Source organism: Rhizobium sp. JAB6, assembly GCF_003024605.1.
GTDB lineage: Bacteria > Pseudomonadota > Alphaproteobacteria > Rhizobiales > Rhizobiaceae > Rhizobium.
The window spans coordinates 178,214-198,098 of record NZ_PYJQ01000005.1; the positions used below are offsets into that span (position 1 = coordinate 178,214).

The 19,885-nt window shown below is 58.8% G+C and carries 18 protein-coding genes and 1 tRNA gene; 14 read left to right on the forward strand and 5 right to left on the reverse strand.

Annotated features, from left to right (window positions below):
- Nucleotides 1-141: 141 nt before the first annotated feature.
- Entirely contained in the window at nt 142-1,014 is an 873-nt protein-coding gene (locus tag C7U61_RS06685; RefSeq protein WP_106997373.1) for a MurR/RpiR family transcriptional regulator, read from the reverse strand.
- Between the two features lie 233 nt (nt 1,015-1,247).
- On the opposite strand from C7U61_RS06685, the gene C7U61_RS06690 reads away from it, so the two are divergent.
- The 3 genes from C7U61_RS06690 (at nt 1,248) to C7U61_RS06700 (ending at nt 3,943) form a co-directional block, all read left to right on the forward strand.
- The gene (locus tag C7U61_RS06690) at nt 1,248-2,366 is read left to right on the forward strand and encodes a Gfo/Idh/MocA family oxidoreductase (RefSeq protein WP_106997374.1); all 1,119 of its coding nucleotides are present in this window, start codon (nt 1,248-1,250) and stop codon (nt 2,364-2,366) included.
- A 142-nt stretch (nt 2,367-2,508) separates the two neighbouring features.
- Nucleotides 2,509-3,726 carry an FAD-dependent oxidoreductase gene (locus tag C7U61_RS06695; protein WP_106997375.1) on the forward strand — a complete coding sequence of 406 codons (1,218 nt, stop codon included), beginning with the start codon at nt 2,509-2,511 and terminating at the stop codon, nt 3,724-3,726.
- A 127-nt stretch (nt 3,727-3,853) separates the two neighbouring features.
- Nucleotides 3,854-3,943: transfer RNA gene (locus tag C7U61_RS06700), tRNA-Ser, on the forward strand.
- An 81-nt stretch (nt 3,944-4,024) separates the two neighbouring features.
- Here the strand turns inward: C7U61_RS06700 and C7U61_RS06705 are convergent.
- Entirely contained in the window at nt 4,025-4,927 is a 903-nt protein-coding gene (locus tag C7U61_RS06705) for a LysR family transcriptional regulator (protein ID WP_106997376.1), read from the reverse strand.
- A 119-nt stretch (nt 4,928-5,046) separates the two neighbouring features.
- On the opposite strand from C7U61_RS06705, the gene C7U61_RS06710 reads away from it, so the two are divergent.
- The 4 genes from C7U61_RS06710 (at nt 5,047) to C7U61_RS06725 (ending at nt 9,227) form a co-directional block, all read left to right on the forward strand.
- The gene (locus tag C7U61_RS06710) at nt 5,047-5,775 is read left to right on the forward strand and encodes an SDR family oxidoreductase (RefSeq protein ID WP_106997377.1); all 729 of its coding nucleotides are present in this window, start codon (nt 5,047-5,049) and stop codon (nt 5,773-5,775) included.
- Nucleotides 5,776-5,805: 30 nt separating this feature from the next.
- Entirely contained in the window at nt 5,806-6,090 is a 285-nt protein-coding gene (locus tag C7U61_RS06715) for an Atu4866 domain-containing protein (protein WP_245410771.1), read from the forward strand.
- Nucleotides 6,091-6,629: 539 nt separating this feature from the next.
- Nucleotides 6,630-7,691 (forward strand): porin, encoded by a 1,062-nt coding sequence (locus tag C7U61_RS06720; RefSeq protein ID WP_106997379.1) that lies wholly within the window; start codon nt 6,630-6,632, stop codon nt 7,689-7,691.
- A gap of 447 nt (nt 7,692-8,138) precedes the next feature.
- Nucleotides 8,139-9,227 (forward strand): porin, encoded by a 1,089-nt coding sequence (locus tag C7U61_RS06725; protein ID WP_106997380.1) that lies wholly within the window; start codon nt 8,139-8,141, stop codon nt 9,225-9,227.
- A gap of 111 nt (nt 9,228-9,338) precedes the next feature.
- Here the strand turns inward: C7U61_RS06725 and C7U61_RS06730 are convergent, their stop codons facing one another.
- Both C7U61_RS06730 and C7U61_RS06735 read right to left on the reverse strand, forming a co-directional pair.
- Nucleotides 9,339-10,244: an alpha/beta hydrolase gene (locus tag C7U61_RS06730; RefSeq protein ID WP_106997381.1), complete on the reverse strand. Its 906-nt coding sequence runs from the start codon at nt 10,242-10,244 to the stop codon at nt 9,339-9,341.
- 127 nt (nt 10,245-10,371) lie between these two features.
- Complete coding sequence (locus tag C7U61_RS06735; protein WP_106997382.1) at nt 10,372-12,423, reverse strand: lytic transglycosylase domain-containing protein; 2,052 nt, start codon at nt 12,421-12,423, stop codon at nt 10,372-10,374.
- Nucleotides 12,424-12,640: 217 nt separating this feature from the next.
- On the opposite strand from C7U61_RS06735, the gene dapA reads away from it, so the two are divergent.
- Both dapA and smpB read left to right on the forward strand, forming a co-directional pair.
- Nucleotides 12,641-13,525 carry a 4-hydroxy-tetrahydrodipicolinate synthase gene (dapA, locus tag C7U61_RS06740; RefSeq protein WP_106997383.1) on the forward strand — a complete coding sequence of 295 codons (885 nt, stop codon included), beginning with the start codon at nt 12,641-12,643 and terminating at the stop codon, nt 13,523-13,525.
- 134 nt (nt 13,526-13,659) lie between these two features.
- The gene (gene smpB, locus C7U61_RS06745) at nt 13,660-14,139 is read left to right on the forward strand and encodes an SsrA-binding protein SmpB (RefSeq protein ID WP_069616140.1); all 480 of its coding nucleotides are present in this window, start codon (nt 13,660-13,662) and stop codon (nt 14,137-14,139) included.
- Nucleotides 14,140-14,652: 513 nt separating this feature from the next.
- Here the strand turns inward: smpB and C7U61_RS06750 are convergent.
- Nucleotides 14,653-15,237, reverse strand: coding sequence for an NYN domain-containing protein (locus C7U61_RS06750; protein WP_106997384.1), 585 nt, complete (start codon nt 15,235-15,237; stop codon nt 14,653-14,655).
- A gap of 311 nt (nt 15,238-15,548) precedes the next feature.
- Between C7U61_RS06750 and rpoZ the strand changes: the two genes are divergently transcribed.
- From rpoZ to acpS, 5 genes are all read left to right on the forward strand, one after another.
- Nucleotides 15,549-15,947, forward strand: coding sequence for a DNA-directed RNA polymerase subunit omega (gene rpoZ / locus C7U61_RS06755; RefSeq protein ID WP_075852112.1), 399 nt, complete (start codon nt 15,549-15,551; stop codon nt 15,945-15,947).
- 100 nt (nt 15,948-16,047) lie between these two features.
- Nucleotides 16,048-18,270: a bifunctional (p)ppGpp synthetase/guanosine-3',5'-bis(diphosphate) 3'-pyrophosphohydrolase gene (locus C7U61_RS06760; RefSeq protein WP_106997385.1), complete on the forward strand. Its 2,223-nt coding sequence runs from the start codon at nt 16,048-16,050 to the stop codon at nt 18,268-18,270.
- A gap of 181 nt (nt 18,271-18,451) precedes the next feature.
- Nucleotides 18,452-18,601: a DUF3563 family protein gene (locus C7U61_RS06765; protein ID WP_106997386.1), complete on the forward strand. Its 150-nt coding sequence runs from the start codon at nt 18,452-18,454 to the stop codon at nt 18,599-18,601.
- 210 nt (nt 18,602-18,811) lie between these two features.
- The gene (locus C7U61_RS06770; protein WP_106997387.1) at nt 18,812-19,399 is read left to right on the forward strand and encodes a DUF2062 domain-containing protein; all 588 of its coding nucleotides are present in this window, start codon (nt 18,812-18,814) and stop codon (nt 19,397-19,399) included.
- Between the two features lie 41 nt (nt 19,400-19,440).
- Nucleotides 19,441-19,845 (forward strand): holo-ACP synthase, encoded by a 405-nt coding sequence (acpS, locus tag C7U61_RS06775; RefSeq protein ID WP_106997388.1) that lies wholly within the window; start codon nt 19,441-19,443, stop codon nt 19,843-19,845.
- Nucleotides 19,846-19,885: the final 40 nt, after the last annotated feature.

Sequence of the window (19,885 nt, forward strand, 5' to 3'; positions counted from 1 at the left end):
CAGCCTGCGCCGAGATCATACATTATTGAAAATGCCGGTGTTCATTTCGTCCCGGTTGCGATGGACCAATCGGCCATCTCCCGTGCCGTGATTGTGAGCGTAGTGAAACATCGGTTCCGAGATTTTGTCAATTCGGAATGTTTATTCCATTTTCGTTTTATCCGCTTTTATCGTGTTCTTTCTCCGCCGCTCCGCGACGGCGACCGGAAAGGCCATGATGAGGGCCATGGAGGCCGATAGCGACCGAAATCCTGCAAAGTCGGCCTCAGCCACCTCGAACCAATGGGTGGCGCATGCGGTAAGGGGTGAAAAGGCCGAATCGGTAATGGCGATGACGGGGACGTTGTGGGCCGCAAGATCCTGCGCCTGCGCCAAACTGTCGGCGGCATAGGGCGAAAAGCTTGCGGCGATCGCTGCGTCGCGCTCGGTGGCGAAGCGGGCGATCTCGCCGTCGATGCCGTTGGGCGAGGCGACGATCTGGTGGCGTATATTCAGCTTGGAGAAGGCGTAGCTCATATGCGCCGTCAGCGGATAGGAGCGGCGCTTGGCGATGAGATAGATCGTTTCGGCCTCGGCCAGGACATCGACAGCCTTGACGAAGGTATCGGTTTCGATGGTCGCGGCGAGCCTGTTGATGGACTGGCTTGCAGCGGACAGGAAGCCGGAAAGGATGCCGGCCTCCTCGTCTTGAATGCCCGATCGTTCGAGTGTCACCAGACGCTCTTCATAGCTCAGGGTTCGATCGCGCAATCTTTCCCGGAAGATACTCTGCAGATCGGAAAAGCCCTCGTAGCCGAGATGATGGGCAAGGCGCACCAGCGTCGAAGGTTGGACTTCGGCGGACGCCGCAATGCTGGCCGTTGTGCCGAAGGCGATTTCATCGGGATTGCCGAGCGCGAAGGCGGCAACCTGTGCGAGGCGCTTTGGCATGGCGTTCTTGCGCTCGATGATGATGCTGCGCAGGCTTTCGAAGTCGCGCGGCACCCTGGTTTGCGTCTCGATATTGTTGTCCATTCGCCGTCCTTCAGCTTCCCCAATGCCCGCAATGAAACAAATATTCCATATTTGCAACGATACCGGATTTTGAATCGTTCGGCACGAATAATTTTAACTTTATGAATTTAAACATATAAATATCGATTTGCGTCGCATCGTATGAATATCAAGGTCATGAGTACGCTTGTCAAAACGGTCTAAATATTCCAAAAATCGCTCACGTCGGGAGAAGATGTGAGGAGGAAGGGCAAATGAAGCCGTTGGGCGTTGGATTGATCGGTACCGGTTATATGGGCAAATGCCACGCGCTGGCTTGGAATGCGGTCAAGACCGTATTCGGTGATGTCGAGCGGCCGCGGCTGGTGCATCTCGCCGAAGCCAATGCCGAGCTGGCGAAGGCGCGCGGCGACGAGTTCGGCTTCGAAAAGGCAACGGCCGATTGGCGCGAGCTCATCGCAGATCCGGAAGTCGACGTCGTCTCCGTCACGACTCCCAATCAATTCCACCCGGAAATGGCGATCGCCGCCCTCGAAGCCGGCAAGCACGTCTGGTGCGAGAAGCCGATGGCGCCGTCCTATGGCGATGCGGAGCGCATGCTGGCTGCGGCCAAGTCTTCCGGCAAAGTTGCCATCCTCGGCTACAATTATATCCAGAACCCCGTGATGCGGCACATCAAGTCGCTGATCGCAGAAGGCGCGATCGGTGCGGTCAATCACGTCCGCGTCGAGATGGACGAAGACTTCATGGCCGATCCGAACGGCTTCTTCTATTGGAAGAGCGAACTTGCTTCCGGCTATGGCGCCCTCGATGACTTCGCCGTGCATCCGCTTTCGCTGCTTTGGTTCCTCTTCGGCCATGTCGAGGCCGTCATCGCCGATATGGTGAAGCCCTATGCCAAGCGGCCGCTGAAGGATGGCGGCGGCCGCGCTGTCGAAAACCATGATCTCGCCAATGTGCTGATGCGCCTCGACGGCGGCATTTCCGCCGTTCTCATGGCCAACCGCTCCGCCTGGGGCCGCAAGGGCCGGATCGCCCTGCAGATCTTCGGCTCCAAGGGGTCGATTTCCTATGACCAGGAGCGCATGAACGAATTCGAGCTTTACCAGGCCGAGGGCAGGGACAGCGAACAGGGCTTCCGCAAGGTGCTGGCCGCACCCGCGCACAAGCCCTATGACCGTTTCATTCCAGCGCCTGGTCATGGGCTAGGCTTCAACGATCTGAAGATCATCGAATGCCGTGAGTTGATCCGCGCCATATCGGGCGATGCTGCGTCAGTCGTGGCTTTCAAAGACGGCCTGCGCATCGAGAAATCGGTGCACGCCATGGCGCAATCGTTCCACGAACGCCGCTGGGTCGAAATATCGAGCTGAGCGCTCGGCCTAATTTTCTCCCGATCCGGGGCGCAGGGTCAGCCGTGATTGACGCTTGCGGATGCAGGCGTTACCCCTGAAGTCCATAGGCAGCCTTCCGCGCAACGCGGAAGGAGCGCCATAAAAACATGGAGTACGGATCGTGACGGGCAGATTGGTCATTGTCGGGGCCGGGCAGGCGGGTTTTGCGCTCGCAGCCAAATTGCGCGGGCTGGGTGATTCGCGGCCGATCACCATCGTCGGTGCCGAGGAAAACCTTCCCTACCAGCGGCCGCCTTTGACCAAGAAGTATCTGCTCGGCGAAATGACCTTCGATCGCCTGCTGTTCCGGCCTGAACATTGGTATGCCGACAATAATGTCGAGATCCGCGTGTCCACCTGGGTCGAGCAGATCGATCGGGCCGCCAAGCAGATCGTCATGCAGGACGGCTCCAGGCTGGATTACGAGACGCTGGCGCTTGCGACGGGCTCGACGCCGCGCCGCCTGCCGCCCTCCGTCGGCGGCGCGCTCGAAGGCGTCTATCTCGCTCGCGACAAGCGAGACGCCGATCTTCTTGCCGGCGAAATGCGCCCCGGACGCCGGGTGCTCATCATCGGCGGCGGCTATATCGGGCTTGAGGCCGCCGCCGTGGCGCGCCATCGTGGACTCGAAGTGACCCTGATCGAGATGGGCGACCGGATCTTGCAGCGCGTAGCGGCCAAGGAAACGGCCGATATTTTCAGGGCCATCCATCAAAAGCACGATGTGGTCATTCGCGAGAAGACCGGCCTGAAGCAGCTCATCGGGCGCAACGATCATGTCATCGCCGCCGAATTGTCCGATGGGTCCACCGTCGATGTCGATTTCGTCGTCGTCGGCATCGGCGTCGCCCCCAATGACAGGCTGGCCAAGGAAGCGGGCCTCGAGGTCGGCAACGGCATCGTCGTCGATTCGTTTGCCCGCACCTCCGATCCCTCCATCTTCGCCATGGGTGATTGCGTGGAATTGCCGTGGGAGGGCTGCCGAATCCGGCTCGAATCCGTGCAGAACGCCGTCGATCAGGCGGAAGCCGCGGCGGGAATCATGGCCGGCAGCGAAAAGGCCTATGATCCGAAGCCATGGTTCTGGTCGGATCAATATGACGTCAAGCTGCAGATCGCCGGCTTCAATCTGGGTTACGACGAGACGCTTCTGCGTCCCGGTACTCGCGAGGGGGCGGCCTCTGTCTGGTATTTCAAGCAGGGCCGTTTTATTGCCGTCGACGCGATAAACGACGCAAAGGCCTATGTAACCGGCAAGAAGCTGCTGGAAACCGGCGTCAATCCGTCGAGGGAGGTTCTTGCCGACCCGGCCGCGGATTTGAAGCAGCTGCTGGCTTGATGTAAATTCAGGTCGGCCGAAGCATGCTTCCGCCGACAATCGCCTGTTGCTGAATCATGGAAAGAACGTACACAAGCGCGAAAAAGCGCTTGCGTCGATAAATGAATGGCCCTATCAGGGCCGCACCGGAGAGGTGGCCGAGTGGTCGAAGGCGCTCCCCTGCTAAGGGAGTATACCAGAAATGGTATCGAGGGTTCGAATCCCTTCTTCTCCGCCATTTTAGCTCAATTGCCCACATCTGCAGGCGACGGACGAAGCTGGAACTGCCCACTCCTGAAGACCAATTCTACCGGGAATTTCAGCCTGCGAAGCCCTCGTAGCGCTTCAGATATGCTATCAGCGCCCTAAGCTTCGGCGCCATGTTTCGTCGATTGGGGTAATACAGGTAGAAGCCAGGGAAATAGGGGCAATATTCCTCCAGGATCGGCACCAGCTCCTTTCTGTCGATGAAGGCGCGAAAGCTCTCTTCCATTCCGAATGTGATCCCCGCTCCGGCGACCGCCAGCTTGATCATCACGCCCATGTCATTGGTCGTCACGTGCGGTGCGACCTCCACCCGGAATTCCTTGCCTTCTTCCGCAAACTCCCAGCGATAGGGGACAGCCTTTGGCGAAGGGCGCCAGCCTATGCATCGATGCATTGGAAGTTCTTTCGGATGCCTGGGAATGCCGAATCGGTCGCGATAGACAGGGGAACACACGGCCAATTGCCGCTCGTTGCCGGCGACGGGTAGGGCAATCATGTCCTGCTCGATGACTTCGCCAAGTCGGACGCCGGCGTCGTAGCCTTCCGATACGATGTCGAATTCCTCGTCGGTCACGGTGATGTCGAGCTGGATCTCGGGATTAGCGTCCGCGAAGCCCGCGAGAAAGTCGCCAGCGAGAAACCGCTCCGCGATCGAGGAAACGGCAAGCCGTAGCTGACCGCGAGGTCGCGTGCGCAATGTCTCCGTCTTTTCTATCGCGGTGCGTATGTCCGATACTGCAGGCTCCACCTCCGCATAAAGCCGTTGGCCGGCCTCCGTCAGGCTGACACTGCGAGTTGTGCGCTGTAGCAGCGCGATGCCCATGCTCTCCTCCAATCGCCGGATCGTCTGGCTGACCGCAGAGCGGGTGACGCCGAGCCTATCGGCGGCGGCGCGAAAATTGCGCTCCTGAGCCACGAGAATGAAGACGGAGAGAGCATTGAGATCCGGCCACATTGGTAATTACTGCTTTCCAAGCTGTCACTGAATGGACGTCTTATCACGACAATGGTGCTCTGTATCCTCCTGAGAGCCGGTTCCGGAAAAGAACCGTCTACATAGGAAGGAGTGATCGAATGCCTATCGATAAAGTGATTCTCATCACGGGTGCCTCCAGCGGTATCGGCGCGGGCATCGCCCGCGAACTCGCCTCCGCCGGCGCAAGGGTCATGCTTGGTGCACGGCGCATCGACAGACTGGAGGCCCTGGCGGCCGAGATTCAGGAGAATGGCGGCGCGGCAATGACCCGCCGGCTCGACGTCACCGATAGGGCCGACGTCGCCGCCTTTGCTGAGGCGGCACGCCTGGCCTGGGGATGCGTCGATGTGATCGTCAACAATGCCGGCATCATGCCGCTTTCCCTGATGACATCGATGAAGGTCGGGGAATGGGACAGAATGGTCGATGTCAACATCAAGGGTGTGCTTCACGGCATCGCGGCTGTCCTACCCGAAATGACGGCGCGTGGCTCCGGCCACATCATCAATATCGCTTCGATCGGGGCGCTGGCCGTCTCTCCGACGGCTGCCGTCTATTGCGCAACCAAGTACGCCGTTCGGGCGATCTCCGATGGGCTGCGCCAGGAGTGCCGCGACGTCCGGGTCACCTGTATCCATCCGGGCGTCGTCGAGAGCGAGCTGGCCGATACGATCACGGACCCAGTCGCGGCCGAAGCGATGAAGTCCTATCGAGCCGTTGCGTTGACCCCCGACACCATCGGTCGGGCGGTGCGCTTCGCGGTCGAGCAGCCCGATGATGTCGACGTCAATGAGATCGTCGTGCGTCCGACAGGGGCGGCGCATTGATCCGCCCTTACTCTCATTCCGGCGGGTATCCTGTTCGCTTCGCCGGCACTTTCCGAGGATCGAATTGAAATGAAGAAAGCGACTCAGACTTACGTCGGCATGTGGGTGACCGCCGATGAGCATATTCGTCATGAGCTCCTGCCGAACGGCCGCTATATCGAGGCGCGGGGCAACCGGGAACGGGCCTATCAGGGGCGGTACCTGGTGACGAATGATCATATCGACTACTGGGACGATACCGGGTTCACCGCCGACGGTGACTTTATCGATGGCGTGCTCCATCACGCCGGAATGATCCTCTATCGAGGGAAATGATTGGTCCAGGGCCGCGGCCGCCGCTTTACGGCCGGTCCCTGTCTCGCGCCATTCGGGACTGTCCGAATCGCTCATGCCGGAATCACCCGTGTCCCTGCATCGTTTTGGGACGCGGGTCGAACTCACACGTGGCTGCTCGTCCGGCCACGAAGCAGGCAAGCGTTGCAAAGAGCTTGCAAAACCGCACAAAAATCCGCCGGTCAGCCATGGAATGGCCATCTGCCCGCCATTTTCCAGCTAACGGAAGTCATTTTAACAGGTTGCGTAAGTCCCCGTAGATTAAGAGGTTTCTTAACGAAGTCTAAATAATTGCGGCCATCCTGTTGCCGACTTGTGTCCTTTCAGCAACAGGAATTGCGGAAGGCTTACGCAAATCCCCCTTTCGGAGAAGATGTCGATTGCGTGACAGAACACGTCTTGTATTTTCACTCTCGGAAGCGAGGGCGATTGATCGTCCACTTCTTGAAACGCGAGGATGGGACAGGGAATACCTTCGGGTAGTTCTCATCTTCGATATAAAACTTTGACTGGAGGTCAATATGAACATCAAGAGCCTTCTTCTCGGCTCCGCTGCTGCGCTTGCAGCAGTTTCCGGTGCTCACGCAGCTGACGCTATTGTTGCTGCTGAGCCCGAGCCGCTGGAATACGTTCGCATCTGCGACGCTTACGGTGCCGGTTACTTCTTCATCCCGGGCACGGAAACCTGCCTCAAGATCGGTGGTAAGGTTCGTACCGAAGGCGAGTGGTTCAGCGCTTATAATCCTAACACTCATTTTGGCACTCTCTGGCACACTCGTGCTGAGCTGCAGCTGCAGACGGCAACGGACACCGAATACGGTCCGCTGAAGACCAACACCGAAATTCGTTGGGACTGGCAGGAAGGCAATGCCACGGCGACCAACCTGCTGCACGCCAGCATCAGCCTCGGTGGTTTCCTCGTCGGTAAGGAAGACTCGCAGTTCAACGTCTTCACCGGTTATGCCGGCGACGTCATCAACGACGACGTGGTCTATGACGGCCCGTACGAACTGAACCAGATCACCTACAACTACGACGCCGGCAACGGCTTCACGGCTGTGATCTCGGTCGAAGACAGCAACTCCGGCGCGGGCGCTACGGGCGCCAACGGCGAAGACAGCCACAACCACTACGCTCCTGACGTTGTTGCCGGTGCTGGCTTCAAGTCTGGTGCATGGAGCTTCAAGGTCGTTGGCGGCTACGACTCGATCGTTGAAGAAGGCGCCATCAAGGCTCGTGTCGATGCCGACTTCGGCGCATTCTCGGCCTTCTTGATGGGCGGCTGGAACACCGATGGCGACAAGCTCAACAAGTACGCCGGTTCAAACGGTGGTGGCGATGCTGCCGGTATCGGCTGGGGTGACTGGGCCGTTTGGGGTGGCGTTGGCGTTCCCGTCAACGACAAGCTGAAGTGGAACCTGCAGCTCGCCTACACCGACTCCAAGATTTTTGCCGCGACCACGAACGTCAAGTGGAACCCGGTCAAGAACCTGCTCATCGAGCCGGAAGTCTCCTACACCAACTGGGACTCCATCAAGGAAGATCAGTGGGCTGGTATCCTCCGCTTCCAGCGTTCGTTCTAATCTGATTTGACCTCGGTCATATGAGATTTCTCACTTCGGTGAGGAAAGCCCGGCCGAAAAGGCCGGGCTTTTTGCTTTACACACAGCTCTGATATCAAAAGAAGAGCAATCGGCTTATAAGGCACACTCCCCGCGATATTGCTTACCGAGTGAAAGTAACTTCTTGTAATTTTAAGTAGAATTCGCTCAGGATGTGTCGGCAATATGACAGTTTTGCGACGTGATTTTTGTGCAACGCACTCGTTTGAAACCGCCGTCACAATTGTTCATAGTTTACCTCCTGATATTGCTCTGAAAAAAACGATCTGTAGGTTCCAAATCGGAAGCAAGACTTAGGGTCTTGGTTCTCCCAGATCAGGGGTCAACTTTTAAAGTAGGTGGGGTAGGGCGCGTCGATTTTCTCGGCGTGTATTGTCATACCTAATCGATATTGGAACTGGAGTTACTATGAACATCAAGAGCCTTCTTCTTGGCTCCGCTGCTGCGCTGGCAGCAGTATCCGGCGCTCATGCTGCTGACGCTATCGTCGCCGCTGAGCCGGAGCCGCTCGAATACGTTCGCATTTGCGACGCCTATGGTGCAGGCTACTTCTTCATCCCGGGCACCGAAACCTGCCTTAAGATCGGCGGCATGGTCCGTACCGAAGGCAAGTGGTACGATGCCTACAATCCGAATAGCCACAACGGTACTCTCTGGCACACCCGCGCCCAGCTGAGCGTCGACACTGCAACGGATACCGAATACGGTCCGCTGAAGACCAACACGGTGTATCGTTTTGACTGGAACGATGGCAACGCCACGGCCACCAAGCTGCTTTGGGCCAATATCAGCCTCGGTGGTTTCCTCGTTGGTAAACAGGACTCGCAGTACAACCTGTACGCCGGCTATGCCGGCGACGTCATCAACGACGACGTGATCTACGACGGTCCGTATGAACTGAACCAGATCACCTACAACTATGACGCCGGAAATGGCTTCACGGCTGTAGTCTCGGTTGAAGACAGCAACTCCGCTTCGGATTCGTCTTCCTACGGCGGCGCCTGGGTTCAGGCGAAGGCAAACCACTATGCTCCGAACGTTGTTGCCGGTGTCGGCTACAAGGCAGGCGGCTTTGGCTTCAAGGTGGTCGGCGGTTACGATTCGATCGTCGAAGAAGGTGCCATCAAGGCTCGTATCGATGCCGACTTCGGCGCATTCACGGCCTTCTTGATGGGCGGCTATAACACTGACGGTTCCAAGCTTAACCAGTATGCCGGTTCCAACCTGAACGCATCTGCGTGCCCGGCGGGCCGCGGCGATCTTTGCGGTTGGGGTGACTGGGCCGTATGGGGCGGCGTTGGCGTTCCGATCAACGACAAGCTGAAGTGGAACCTCCAGCTCGCCTACACCGACTCGAAAATCTTCGAAGCCACGACCAACGTGAAGTGGAACCCGGTCAAGAACCTGCTCATCGAGCCGGAAGTTACCTACACCAACTTCGATTCTGTAAATCAGGATCAGTGGGCTGGTATCCTGCGCTTCCAGCGCAGCTTCTAATTGGGTTCGCGGAATCGAATTTGACAGATCTTCCGATCAGACCTCCGATCGGAAGAGGGAAGGCCCGGTTTCCCCCCGGGCCTTCTTGTTTGCTACAAGGATCGCGCGGTTTCAGGCTTCGTCCTCAAAGCCTGAGATGAAAGCGCCGATCGCCTCGGGAATGTCACCGAGATGCAGAATGGGAGCGTGTCCTTGTCCACCGGCGATTTTAACGACGATGTCTGAATGGCGCCTTGCCATCTCGTCCGTTGTGATCTGTGTCAGAAGCTTCGAATTCTCGCCGCGAATCACCATCAGCGGAATATCGTGAAAGGCTTGGAATTGTGGCCACAGGTCTGGAATCGGCGCTTCCAGGTCGAGTGCCTGCATCTGCGCAGCAATGGCGGGATCGTAATCGGCAATCGGCTTGTCGTCGCGAGAGGCATAGATTGCCCGCGCCATGTCCTGCCAATCCTCCTCGTCGAGCGCGCCAAAGGCGCTGCCATGATTCTCCCGAAGTATCTCGATAGCCTCGTCCCAATTGGCGGGTTTCTTGTCCCGGTTGAGATAATCGCGGATATCCGCCAATCCGATCTTCTCAAGAACTGGACCGATATCGTTGAGGATCACCGCCTTGAGAATATCCGGCCGGCTGGCTGCGAGCATGTGCAGAACCAATCCGCCGCGCGACGTGCCGATGAAGATGGCCTGATGAATCCCGAGCGCAGCGCAAACCGTGAGTACATCCTGCCCTTCCACGATGAGATTGTAGCGGGATTTGTCCTTATCCCATTCGGATACCCCGCGTCCGCGCGCATCGAGCGTGATCACCCTGCGCGGGGCTACCGAGTCCTGCGACAGAAGCAGCGCCAGTTGATGAAAGTCCCGCGAGTTGCGCGTCAGGCCGGGCAGGCAGAAGACGGGTGTTCTGGCCTTCGTGATCGTCTCGTCGCCGGCATAGTCCCGCACATGGAGCTTCAGGCCATCTTCCGCTGCGATCGTTCTGGCAAGAAAACCGTTTTTGTCGTCGCTGCGCATGCGCCGTCCCCCGTGCCGTGGCTGTCGCGAGGGATGTAACGTCATTTCCGCAGCCTACACAACTGCGGTTGTCGGCTGAAGCATATCGCGCAAAGCCTGGGCGGCGCCTTCGCGATAGTGATGGGTCTTAGCCGCGGCCGTTGATCAGATCGTGTACGATATCGGTCTTCTGCCCCAGCCGGACCTTGTAGACCTGATAGTTTTCCATCACACGCTGCACGTAATTCCGAGTCTCGGGGAAGGGGATGCGCTCGATCCAGTCGATCACGTCGTCAAGCGACTTGCCGCGTGGATCGCCATAGCGGCTGATCCATTCCGGCACCTTGTTCGGCCCTGCATTGTAAGCGATGAACGTCAGAATGTAGGACCCGCCGAAGGTGTCGATCTGCTCGCCGAGATAGTGGGCGCCGAGCGTGGCGTTGTAGCCGGCATCCTGCGTCAGCTTGTCAGCGGAATAGGTCATGCCGTGCCGGCCGGCAACGGCCTTTGCCGTCTTCGGCAGCAGTTGCAGCAGGCCGCGGGCATTGGCAGAGGAGACCGCAGCCGGATTGAAGGCGCTTTCCTGCCGGGCGATGGCATAGGCAAGCGCCTTGCCTGAGCCCGAAATATTGGCATTGTCTGGAATGACGCCGATCGGGAAGGCGAGTGCCGCGACGTCGATGCCCCGTCCATAGGCGATCTTGCCGATCTGCAGCGAAAGCTGGTGATTGCCGGAGCGTTCGGCACGGGCCGCAAGCAGGGCGACCTCGCCGGGGCTATCCAGCTGTTTCGCCAGAGCGCGATAGAGCGCATCGGCACGCCATCCGTGTCCTGCAGCTTCAAGCCGCGAAATCGCCTGCACTGCCTCGCGTCCCTGGAAGCGCTGGCGATCCGAAGCGGAGGGTGAGGGATAGGTGACGTTGAGAGTGCGGCGGCCAAGCTTCTCGGCGGCTAGCTGGCCGTAGAAGGTGCTCGGATAGGAAGCGGCCTTCGCATAGAAATCGGCAGCTTTGCCCGGTCCGCCTGCCTCTGCCGCCCGGCCGAGCCAATACCAGCCCCGCGATTGCGAGATCGGTCCGTTCGACACCTGCAGGATTTTGCGGAAATGGATCGCCGCATTGGCGCCGTCCTGCAGGCCGCGCAGAGCGTACCAGCCGGCGTGGAATTCGGCCTCGCCGACATCCTGCGGGCTTTCCGCGACGCTGGCGTCGACGATGCGATAGGCGGCCTTCAATTCACCCTGATCCACAAGGCCGCGGCTGACGATGCGCTGCTCGGCCCACCATGCGCCGGGGCTGACAAGCACGCTGCGGTCTTTCGGCATCTGCGCCAGAAGATTGGCGGCATCGTCATATTTGTTCTGGCGGCGCAGGTTTTCGATCCGCATGAAGAGATAGGCGGGGTCCTTGCGCCATTGCGTATCGACGCCTGCAATCAGCGCCTCGGCCTTCGGAGAGCGGTCATTGACGGCTGCCCACGCCTTATAAAGCGATTGCGCCCTGCCGAGATCGCCGAAGCGTTTGGCCTGTGCAGTCCGGTCGCGGTAAAGCAGATAGTCCATGCGCGCCTTGTGATCGGCAGGCGAAAGCAGGCTGGGAAATTCCGCGAGGATTTTGTCCTCGAGAGACTTGTCCAGCGGCTCGCTGCGCCAGATATTGCGGATCAGCTTTCCGGCCTGTGCCGATGCGCCGCGCGCCATGAGCGCCCGCGAAAGGATAATACTGCCCTCCACGGTCTCCGGCTGCGAGTTGCCGAAAGCGGCAAGGACCTGATCCGTTGCCGGATTTTCCAAATAAAGCGCCCGCTCGGAATTGGCGCGCAGGCTGCCGAGCCCCGGCCAGCCGACAAGCTCCCGGGCGGCGGCGGCAATCTCGCCGGAGGGGATGCCCGGCTGGCCCGAAGTGGCGATCGCCCAGGTCAGGATATGGCGGTCAAGCGTGCCTTCGCCCATGCCATTGCGGATGGCGAGCGCCTGCATCGGGTTTTTGTTGGAAAGGGCGTCGAGGCCTGCCTTGAGGTCGCCGTTCACCGGCGCGATGGCGCCGCTGCGCGCAATTCCGGCCGTGCTCATTGGGTCCGTCGCCATGGCAATGTCGGCGCTCGAGCGCGTTGATGTCTGCTGGCCGGGAAGCTGGGAGGCAACGGAGCCCCAGGCGACCGCCAAGCCCACAACGGTCCAGATCATGACAGGTCTTTTCATCCGGCTACTCACAAAACAGACAGGCCCCTTCCATTTGCCAAATGCAATATTAACGAAACCTTACCGATGGTCCGAATTTCAATCAATTATGATATCGGAAACTGCCCTTTACCATCCAAAGCGTGCTTGTCGCGGTCAAGCCGGCGCTTTATGGTGCGCGGATTCATAACCATGGATTGCGGCTGAAGCATGAATGCCGCACCGCTAGGAGACTTGCATGTTCCAGGGATCCATTCCCGCTCTCGTTACGCCCTTTACTGACGCCGGCAAGGTGGATGAGGCTTCCTTCGCCTCGCATGTCGACTGGCAGATAAAAGAGGGCAGCAAGGGATTGGTGCCGGTGGGTACGACGGGTGAATCGCCGACCCTGTCGCATGAGGAGCACAAGCGGGTCGTCGAGCTCTGCATTGAGATCGCCGCCAAGCGTGTCCCCGTCATGGCGGGAGCGGGCTCGAACAATACCCGTGAGGCAATCGAGCTGGCGCAGCATGCCGAAAAGGTCGGCGCCGATGCGGTTCTGGTCGTAACCCCTTATTATAACAAGCCGACGCAGAAGGGGCTTTACGCGCATTTCGCTGCAGTCGCGGAAGCGGTGAAGCTGCCGATCTACATCTACAACATTCCCGGCCGTTCGGTTGTAGACATGACGCCGGAAACGATGGGAGCGCTCGCCAAGGCCTATTCCAATATCGTCGGTGTCAAGGATGCGACCGGCAAGATCGAACGCGTCTCCGAGCAGCGCATCAGCTGCGGCCGCGATTTCCGCCAGCTTTCGGGCGAGGATGCCACGGCGCTCGGCTTTAACGCCCATGGTGGCGTCGGCTGCATCTCGGTCACGGCCAACGTCGCACCGCGTCTTTGTGCCGAATTCCAGGCGGCCACCCTTTCAGGTGACTATGCCAAGGCTCTCGAATATCAGGATCGTTTGATGCCGCTACACAAGGCGATCTTCCTCGAGCCAGGCCTTTGCGGCGCCAAATACGGTCTCTCCCGGCTTGGCCGCATGAGCCGCAATGTACGCTCGCCGCTGCTGTCGACCCTGGAGCCGGGCACGGAGGCCGCGATCGATGCAGCCCTGCGCCACGCTGGCCTCCTGAACTGACGGCGCTCGAGCCAATTGCCCAAACTCTGCCGGGCCGCTCTCTTCACAAGGAGGGCGGTCTCGCTTATTTAGAGGGCAGGAACTTGGCGTGCCTCTGGCCGCTGCCGGAATGACGCAAGAAAAGAAGAAGAATCATGGCACCCAAAGGCAGCCAGCGCGTGGTGAAGAAGATCGTGGCCGAAAACCGCAAGGCGCGCTTCAACTACGAGATCATCGATACCTATGAAGCGGGCCTTGTGCTGAAGGGCACGGAGGTCAAGTCGCTGCGCGAAGGCAAGGCGAATATTGCCGAGTCCTACGCTTCGGACGAAGACGGCGAGATCTGGTTGATCAACTCCTATTTGCCGGAATATCTGCAGGCGAACCGCTTCAATCACGAGCCGCGCCGCCGGCGTAAGTTGTTGCTTTCCAGCCGCGAAATCGGCCGGCTTCGTTCGGCGATCAATCGCGAAGGCATGACCCTGGTACCGCTGAAGATCTATTTCAACGACAGCGGCCGCGCCAAGCTGGAATTGGCCCTCGCCAAGGGCAAGAAGCTGCATGACAAGCGCGAGTCCGAGAAGGAGCGCGATTGGAACCGGCAGAAGAGCCGCCTGCTGAAGGACAATGGGTGAGGAGCGGTCGGGCAAAGCCCGAGCAATCGATCCAGTGAATCGATTGCAGCGCCGAACGCCCTGAGCCTTAGCGAAGGGCCGGCTGCCGCGGCAAACCCGAAACGCTCTGTCGCGCGCAATTATCCCTGGCAACGCAGCTGGGCGTATTCGATTGCAGCGACGAACGCCCCTTCGGCAGGCTCAGGATGCCTTAGCGAAGGGCCGGCTGCCGCGGCAAACCCGAACGCTCTGTCGCGCGCAATTATCCCTGGCAACGCAGCTGGGCGTATTCGATTGCAGCGACGAACGCCCCTTCGGCAGGCTCAGGATGCCTTAGCGAAGGGCCGGCTGCCGCGGCAAACCCGAACGCTCTGTCGCGCGCAATTATCCCTGGCAACGCAGCTGGGCGTATTCGATTGCAGCGACGAACGCCCCTTCGGCAGGCTCAGGATGCCTTAGCGAAGGGCCGGTTGCCGCAGCAAACACGAAACGCTTCCCGCCGCGCGCAGCAAACCTGTCTAACGCGGTCCCAGATTATTCCTCGGCGTCCGCAGCGCCGTGACCCCCCTCGGGAGCGCGTGCCGGCCGCTCCGAGGCTTCGCGGCCGATTTCGGCCTTCAGCGAGACAAGGTCGATGAAATGGTCGGCCTGACGGCGCAGATCGTCGGCGATCATCGGCGGCTGGGTCGCCATGGTCGAGATGACCGAAACCTTGCGTCCGCGGCGCTGGAGCGCCTCCACGAGAGTCGTGAAGTCGCCGTCGCCGGAAAATATCACCAAATGATCGACGGTCTCGGATTGCTCCATGGCATCGATTGCCAGCTCGATGTCCATATTGCCCTTGATCTTGCGGCGTCCCATGGAATCCGTGAATTCCTTGGCCGGCTTCGTGATGACTTTGTAGCCGTTGTAGTCCAGCCAGTCGATCAACGGACGGATCGAGGAATATTCCTGATCTTCGATGAGAGCGGTGTAATAATAGGCCCGCAGCAGATAGCCGCGCTTTTGAAATGCTTTCAGGAGCTTGCGGTAATCGATATCGAAGCCGAGGCTCTTGGACGCAGCGTAGAGATTGGCGCCGTCTATAAAGAGTGCAATTTTTTCGCGTGGGTCAAACATCGCTTACGTATCCACTGTTATAAAAACGTAATCATTTCATTTAAAGGCTAGCTAAAACAATGCCTTGTAAAGCGTTGCAGAATAATTCGTATTACTTTATGAACTATTCATATAACCGAGATTTAGGGCACGCAATGCGATATTCCAAGCAACTTGCGGTGGAAATCGCTGTTTGTCTAGGGTAATTTTAGCACTTTCCCGGAGGCTGCAAAGCCGCTGAAACAGGAAAAACTTGAATTTGCCATCGTTTGCTTGTATCGGCGTGCTACTCCGAGACATGATGACGACATCACGACCGCAAAGGACAGGCAATGGCCCGTGTCACAGTAGAAGATTGCATTGATAAAGTAGAGAACCGGTTCGAGCTCGTGCTGCTCGCCAGCCACCGTGCCCGCCTGATCTCGCAGGGCTCCTCGATCACCATCGACCGCGACAACGACAAGAACCCGGTTGTTGCGCTGCGCGAAATCGCCGACGAGACGCTGTCGCCGGACGATCTCAAGGAAGACCTGATCCATTCGCTGCAGAAGCATGTCGAAGTGGACGAACCCGAGCCCGATCCGGCAAGCCTCCTGGCGGCTGGCGCTTCCGCCACCAGCGAAGAGGAAGAAGATCTGCCGGAGACCGTCACGTTCGATCAGATGTCGGAAGAAGAGCTTCTGGCCGGTATCGAAGGCCTTGTTCCGCCGGAAAAAAGCGACGACTACTGATCGTTGATCTTGATGCTCCGGGCAGGAGCGATATGATGGCAAGATGCGTGCGCCGGTCGGATGACTGGCGCGCTTTTGTTTTTGCTGGAGTAGCTTTGGAATGATGCGGCAATACGAGCTTGTCGAGCGCGTGCAGAAATACAAGCCCGATGCCAACGAAGCTCTCCTCAACAAAGCCTATGTTTATGCGATGCAGAAGCATGGCCAGCAGAAACGTGCCAGCGGCGACCCCTATATTTCCCATCCTCTCGAAGTTGCTGCCATCCTGACGGATATGCGTCTGGATGAATCGACTATCGCCGTCGCTCTTCTCCACGACACGATCGAGGATACGACGGCAACGCGCGCCGAAATCGACGAGATGTTCGGCGAGGATATCGGCCGTCTCGTCGAGGGCTTGACGAAGATCAAGAAGCTCGACCTCGTCACCAAGAAGGCGAAGCAGGCCGAAAACCTGCGCAAGCTGCTGCTCGCCATTTCCGACGATGTGCGCGTGCTTCTCGTCAAGCTGGCAGACCGCCTGCACAACATGCGCACGCTCGATCACATGTCGCCGGAAAAGCGCGCCCGCATTTCCGAGGAGACGATGGAAATCTATGCGCCGCTCGCCGGCCGCATGGGCATGCAGGACATGCGTGAGGAACTGGAGGAACTTTCCTTCCGCCATATCAATCCGGAAGCGCATGACACCGTCACCAAACGTCTTGAAGAGCTGTCGCGCCGCAACGAAGGCCTCGTCAAGAAGATCGAGACCGAACTGCGCGATCTGCTTGTCGCCAACGGCCTGGCCAACGCCATGGTCAAGGGCCGGCTGAAGAAGCCCTATTCGGTCTTCCGCAAGATGCAGTCGAAGTCGCTCTCCTTCGAGCAGCTTTCCGATATCTATGGCTTCCGCCTTCTCGTCGATGACATCCCGTCCTGCTATCGGGCGCTTGGCATCGTCCACACCCGTTGGCGTGTCGTTCCCGGCCGCTTCAAGGATTATATCTCGACGCCGAAGCAGAACGACTACCGCTCGCTGCACACGACGATCGTCGGCCCTTCGAGCCAGCGCATCGAGCTCCAGATCCGTACAAAGCGCATGCACGAGATCGCCGAATTCGGTATTGCCGCCCATACGCTCTACAAGGACGGCGCCAACAGCAATGGCGATAGCGAGCTCCTGTCGAGGGAAAGTAACGCCTATTCCTGGCTGCGCCATACGATCGAGGCGCTGGCCGAGGGCGACAGTCCGGAAGAGTTTCTCGAGCATACGAAGCTCGAACTGTTCCAGGATCAGGTCTTCTGCTTCACGCCCAAGGGCAAGCTGATCGCCTTGCCGCGCGGCGCGACGCCGATCGATTTTGCCTATGCCGTCCATACCAATATCGGCGATACGACCGTTGGCGCCAAGATCAACGGCCGCATCATGCCGCTGGTCACGCGGCTGAACAACGGCGATGAAGTCGAGATCATCCGCTCAGGGGTGCAGGTGCCGCCGGCCGCCTGGGAAGAGATCGTGGTCACCGGCAAGGCGCGCGCCGCCATTCGCCGCGCAACCCGCCTTGCCATCCGCAAGCAATATGCCGGCCTCGGCCATCGCATTCTGGAGCGCACTTTCGAGCGCGCCGGCAAGGTCTTTTCGCGAGATGCCCTGAAGCCGGCCCTGCACCGTCTCGGCCAGAAGGATGTCGAGGATGCGATCGCCGCCGTCGGGCGAGGGGAGATGTCTTCGCTCGATGTCTTGCGAGCAGTCTACCCGGATCATCAGGACGAACGCGTGACCGTGAAGCCCGCCGGCGACGAGGGCTGGTTCAACGTTCGCAGCGCCTCCGGCATGATCTTCAAGATCCCGGGCAAGAACAAGGCCGAGGTTTCCGACGGCGGTGATATCGATGCTCCGCCGATCCGCGGCATCTCCTCGAATGTCGAGGTACATTTCGCGCCGACCGGCGCCGTTCCTGGCGACCGCATCGTCGGCATCATGGAAAAGGGCAAGGGCATCACCATATATCCGATCCAGTCGCCGGTCCTGCAGCGGTTCGATGACGAGCCGGAGCGCTGGATCGATGTGCGCTGGGATCTCGATGAGGCCAATAAGTCCCGCTTTGCGGCGCGCATCCTCATCAACGCTCTCAACGAGCCGGGCACGCTGGCAAAGGTGGCGCAGACCGTGGCGGATGTCGATGTCAATATCCGCGTGCTCAACACCGTTCGGGTCGCAGCCGATTTCACCGAAATGGCGCTGGACGTCGAGGTCTGGGATCTGAGGCAGCTGAACCAGCTTCTGGTGCAGCTCAAGGAACTCGATTGCATCGCGACCGTAAAACGCCTCTACGAGTGAGACGGGCAGGTCTCGAGGCAGCCTGCATATTTTGTGATCATTTTATGACCAAATTCGAGCGCCTTTCCGGATAGCTATGCGCATTGCGCATGGCTGCGTGGATTTCAAAGCGGTGGTAATTAACCTTTGTCGGGCCTATCTTCTGGTCATCGAAGAAACGAAACTGAGATGAGAAAAGACAATGTTTACCCCGATCAAGAAAATCGCCCGTGCCTTGCGTGTTCCGAGTGTTGAAGAACGCGAAATGGCTTATCTGAATGGCTCGCATGACCGCTTTGATCTTGAGTACCGTCAGCGTCAGGTCGATCGCGGTCTGTTCCGTCAGCGTTAATAGCCGTTAATACTTCAAAGACCAGGAGGGGCGCGCCATTGTTGCGCCCTTGGAGCATCCCGATCTTGCGGGATTGACTGAAGAGAACGTCCATTTTCCGCATCAATGGCAGTGACGTTCCAAAAAGAGCCGTACTTTCGGTTCTTAATCGGTGCATGATACGTTCGGTCGCTCTTGTCACGACGGCCCCCATTGCACTAGATAAGCCGCATGCTGTTTCGCCGCCGAAAACCACTGACATTCAAGGAAAAACTGCGGGAGCACCTTTGGCCCCGCAAGGGTTTTGTCCGCTCGTTCCAATATTTCGGCAAGCGCCTCGTTCGTCTTGCCGCATCGCCCCATTCGGTTGCAGCCGGCTTTGCCGCGGGTATTGTCGTGTCCTGGACGCCGTTCATCGGCGTGCATTTCGTCATGGCGATCATCATCGCATATTTGATCCGCGGCAATGTCATCGCTTCGGCGCTCGGCTGTCTGGCAGCCGGTAATCCTATTACCTATCCCTTCATCTGGGCTTTGACCTGGGAGATCGGCCATCTGATCCTGTCACGCGACAGCGGCGGTCAGGGCGGCAGCATCGATCTGCCCGCGCTTTGGCACAAGGGCGATCTCACGCAGATATGGGATCCGGTGTTGAAGCCCATGCTGATCGGCGGCATTCCGCCTGCCATTGTCACGGGCGTGGTCGTCTATGCGCTGACCTATTATGGTGTGAAGACCTTCAAAGTCCGCCGCAAGAAGCGCCTTATGGAGCGCGCACGCGAGCGGCTGGCGCTTGCCGAGAACGCATCGAGCGTCTGACCCTGACTGACCTTCTACGGGCCGCCAGGAGGGCCTTTTTCATGATCATCGGCATCGGCAGTGATCTCATCGATATCCGCCGTGTGGAAAAGACGATGGAGCGTTTCGGCGACCGGTTCATAGAGCGCTGCTTTACCGATATCGAGCGTGCGAAGTCCGAAGGCCGCAAAAACAAGGCGGCGTCCTATGCCAAGCGCTTTGCCGCCAAGGAGGCCTGCTCCAAGGCTTTGGGTACGGGATTGGCGCAGGGCGTCTTCTGGCGCGACATGGGCGTTGTCAATCTGCCGGGCGGAAAGCCGACCATGCAATTGACCGGCGGTGCCGCGGAAAGGCTGGTTTCCATGCTGCCGGCAAATCACCGCGCTGCCATTCATTTGACGATAACGGATGATTTTCCTCTTGCTCAGGCCTTTGTGATCATCGAAGCGCTGCCGATGGATGCCTGAATCACGGCTGCATGTCGCTTTTGGCCTCCGCGCCATTGCC

What these genes read in the sequence shown, in the direction of transcription:
- C7U61_RS06685 (WP_106997373.1), bottom strand. Translation starts at nt 1,014, where the DNA reads ATGGACAACAATATCGAGACGCAAACCAGGGTGCCGCGCGACTTCGAA.
- C7U61_RS06690 (WP_106997374.1), top strand. Translation starts at nt 1,248, where the DNA reads ATGAAGCCGTTGGGCGTTGGATTGATCGGTACCGGTTATATGGGCAAA.
- C7U61_RS06705 (WP_106997376.1), bottom strand. Translation starts at nt 4,927, where the DNA reads ATGTGGCCGGATCTCAATGCTCTCTCCGTCTTCATTCTCGTGGCTCAG.
- C7U61_RS06710 (WP_106997377.1), top strand. Translation starts at nt 5,047, where the DNA reads ATGCCTATCGATAAAGTGATTCTCATCACGGGTGCCTCCAGCGGTATC.
- C7U61_RS06720 (WP_106997379.1), top strand. Translation starts at nt 6,630, where the DNA reads ATGAACATCAAGAGCCTTCTTCTCGGCTCCGCTGCTGCGCTTGCAGCA.
- C7U61_RS06725 (WP_106997380.1), top strand. Translation starts at nt 8,139, where the DNA reads ATGAACATCAAGAGCCTTCTTCTTGGCTCCGCTGCTGCGCTGGCAGCA.
- C7U61_RS06730 (WP_106997381.1), bottom strand. Translation starts at nt 10,244, where the DNA reads ATGCGCAGCGACGACAAAAACGGTTTTCTTGCCAGAACGATCGCAGCG.
- C7U61_RS06735 (WP_106997382.1), bottom strand. Translation starts at nt 12,423, where the DNA reads ATGAAAAGACCTGTCATGATCTGGACCGTTGTGGGCTTGGCGGTCGCC.
- dapA (WP_106997383.1), top strand. Translation starts at nt 12,641, where the DNA reads ATGTTCCAGGGATCCATTCCCGCTCTCGTTACGCCCTTTACTGACGCC.
- smpB (WP_069616140.1), top strand. Translation starts at nt 13,660, where the DNA reads ATGGCACCCAAAGGCAGCCAGCGCGTGGTGAAGAAGATCGTGGCCGAA.
- C7U61_RS06750 (WP_106997384.1), bottom strand. Translation starts at nt 15,237, where the DNA reads ATGTTTGACCCACGCGAAAAAATTGCACTCTTTATAGACGGCGCCAAT.
- rpoZ (WP_075852112.1), top strand. Translation starts at nt 15,549, where the DNA reads ATGGCCCGTGTCACAGTAGAAGATTGCATTGATAAAGTAGAGAACCGG.
- C7U61_RS06760 (WP_106997385.1), top strand. Translation starts at nt 16,048, where the DNA reads ATGATGCGGCAATACGAGCTTGTCGAGCGCGTGCAGAAATACAAGCCC.
- C7U61_RS06765 (WP_106997386.1), top strand. Translation starts at nt 18,452, where the DNA reads ATGTTTACCCCGATCAAGAAAATCGCCCGTGCCTTGCGTGTTCCGAGT.
- C7U61_RS06770 (WP_106997387.1), top strand. Translation starts at nt 18,812, where the DNA reads ATGCTGTTTCGCCGCCGAAAACCACTGACATTCAAGGAAAAACTGCGG.
- acpS (WP_106997388.1), top strand. Translation starts at nt 19,441, where the DNA reads ATGATCATCGGCATCGGCAGTGATCTCATCGATATCCGCCGTGTGGAA.